The organism is Arthrobacter sp. SDTb3-6 (assembly GCF_013376095.1).
GTDB lineage: Bacteria > Actinomycetota > Actinomycetes > Actinomycetales > Micrococcaceae > Specibacter.
Window position 1 is genome coordinate 1 of the sequence record NZ_JAAMFN010000096.1, and the last position, 2,310, is coordinate 2,310.

3 protein-coding genes are annotated in these 2,310 nt (G+C 68.2%); all 3 read left to right on the forward strand.

The window, feature by feature from the left end; genetic code table 11:
• Positions 1-126: 126 nt before the first annotated feature.
• Positions 127-801: a fasciclin domain-containing protein gene (locus G6035_RS19410; RefSeq protein ID WP_371131078.1), complete on the forward strand. Its 675-nt coding sequence runs from the start codon at positions 127-129 to the stop codon at positions 799-801.
• A 76-nt stretch (positions 802-877) separates the two neighbouring features.
• The gene (gene sigK, locus G6035_RS19415) at positions 878-1,492 is read left to right on the forward strand and encodes an ECF RNA polymerase sigma factor SigK (RefSeq protein ID WP_371131079.1); all 615 of its coding nucleotides are present in this window, start codon (positions 878-880) and stop codon (positions 1,490-1,492) included.
• Positions 1,492-2,298 carry an anti-sigma factor domain-containing protein gene (locus tag G6035_RS19420; RefSeq protein WP_256128147.1) on the forward strand — a complete coding sequence of 269 codons (807 nt, stop codon included), beginning with the start codon at positions 1,492-1,494 and terminating at the stop codon, positions 2,296-2,298. The genes sigK and G6035_RS19420 overlap by 1 nt, the downstream gene beginning before the upstream one ends.
• Positions 2,299-2,310 lie beyond the last annotated feature (12 nt).

Here is a 2,310-nt window from a genome sequence, read left to right on the forward strand (position 1 = left end):
CCAATCCGGTGGGGGTGGTGGTCCGAAGTACTGGTTGACAGTCCGTGGCGTTTCCGGGGTTTTTCGGTGGCGGTGCGGGAAGCATAAAGGGGAGGCCGATGGCTTTCCAGGGCAGGGAGAATCATCATGAATGCAAGCACGAAGTTTCGCACCCGTAAGGGCCTGGGTTTGGGGATGGGCCTTCTGGCCGTCACGGCCATGGGGTTGAGCGCGTGCAGCGGGGGGACCACGGCGGCCCCGGCACCCTCACACGCCCCGATGGCGACCTCGGCGCCGGCCGCGGCGTCCCCGATGGCTGCTGCGGGTGGTTTGGTGGGTCCGGGGTGCGCGGCGTACGCGGCGGCGGTGCCCTCCGGGGCGGGCTCGGTGGCCGGGATGGCCCAGGACCCGGTCGCGACCGCGGCGTCGAACAACCCGTTGCTGAAGACCCTCACGGCCGCGGTGTCGGGGAAGTTGAACCCGAAGGTCGACCTGGTCGATACGCTGAATTCGGGCCGGTTCACCGTGTTCGCGCCCGTGGACGACGCCTTTGCCAAGATCCCGGCCGCCACGATTGACGGGCTGAAGACCGATGCCAAGACACTGACGTCGATCCTGACGTACCACGTGGTTCCCGGCCAGCTCTCACCGGAGCAGATCGATGGCACGCATGCCACGGCCGAGGGCGGCACCGTGAAGGTCACCGGCAGCGGGGACCACCTGATGGTCAACAACGCCAAGGTCATCTGCGGCGGCGTGAAGACCGCCAACGCGACCGTCTACCTCATCGACTCGGTCCTGATGCCCCCGGCCAAAAAATAACACCCCCACCCCGCTCCGGCACCGCACCGGCCCCCGCTTCGGGGCGCCACGGGAATTTGTTGGCTTGGAAAGGCAGATGATGGGCAGTGATCGTGGCAGGGTGGAGACCATGCGCCTTCCCTGGTTGCGGCCGGTGGAGCCCCTGGCCCCGCCCACCCATGAAGACTTGATCCGCCTCGTCGCCCTGGGCGACGAGGCGGCCTTCGAGGAACTCTACGACGCCGTCTCGGCCCGGGTGTTCGGGCTGGTGCGCCGGGTGGTGCGTGATCCGGCGCAAAGCCAGGAAGTGACGCAGGAAGTGTTTGTTGATGTGTGGCAGCAGGCGGCCCGGTTCGACGCGGACCGGGGCCGGGCGATGTCCTGGATCCTGGTCATCGCCCACCGCCGCGCCGTGGACCGGGTGCGGGCCAGCCAGGCCAGCACGGAGAGGGACCTGCGCGAGGGCATCAGGGACTACCAGGAAAGCTCCGCCGATGTCGCCGAGACCGTGGAGGCCTCCCTGGAAGCCGAACGGGTCCGTGCCGCGCTGGAGACATTGACGCAACCCCAACAGGAGGCGATCCGCCTGGCCTATTACGGCGGCCACACCCACCAGGAAGTCGCGCAACTGCTAAAAATCCCGGTAGGGACCGTGAAAACAAGAATCCGTGATGGCATGATCAGGCTCAGGGACAGGATGGGAGTGGCGTGATGGAAGAACAACTGCACCTGCTCACCGGCGCCTACGCCCTCAACGCCCTCACCCCAGCCGAACGCGACGCGTTTGAACGCCACGCCCTGGACAACCCCGACACCCTCGAGGAAGTCCGCAGCCTCAGCCAGACCGCGGCCCTGCTCGCCTACGACACCACCGCCCAGACCCCGCCACCGGAGGTCAAGGCCCACATCATGGCCGCGATCCGCAACACCCGCCAACTCCCCGCCACCGCCATCGCCCACGACCCCACCCCCGCACGCAACGGCGCCCGGGAGACTACCCGGGCCGGTGCACGACGCCGGCGCAGCACGCCCGAACGCCGCCGCTGGGTCCCGGCCCTGGCCGCCGCCGCCACACTCCTGCTCCTCGCCGGAACCGGCGGCTGGGCCATCGGCCAGGCCACCAGCCACCAGGGACTCGAACACCAACTCGCCCAGGCACAAGCCAGCCAGGCCCACCAACAAGCCCTCCTGGCCATCATGGCCGCCCCCGACGCGAAAGTCGCCACCACCACCCTCCCCGGCAACGCCACCGTCACCATCGCCTGGTCCACCCACGCCAACCACGCCGCCATCACCACCCACGACCTCCCCACCCTGCCCAACGGAAAAACCTACGAACTCTGGTACATCACCACCACCACAACCCACCCCGCCGGACTCCTCCCCACCACCCCCACCACCACACCCCAACTCCTCAACGGCACCCTCAACAACGCAACCCACATCGGCATCACCATCGAACCCCCCGGCGGATCCCCCCAACCCACCACCACCCCCATCCTCCTCCAAACCATCTAAACCACACCCCCC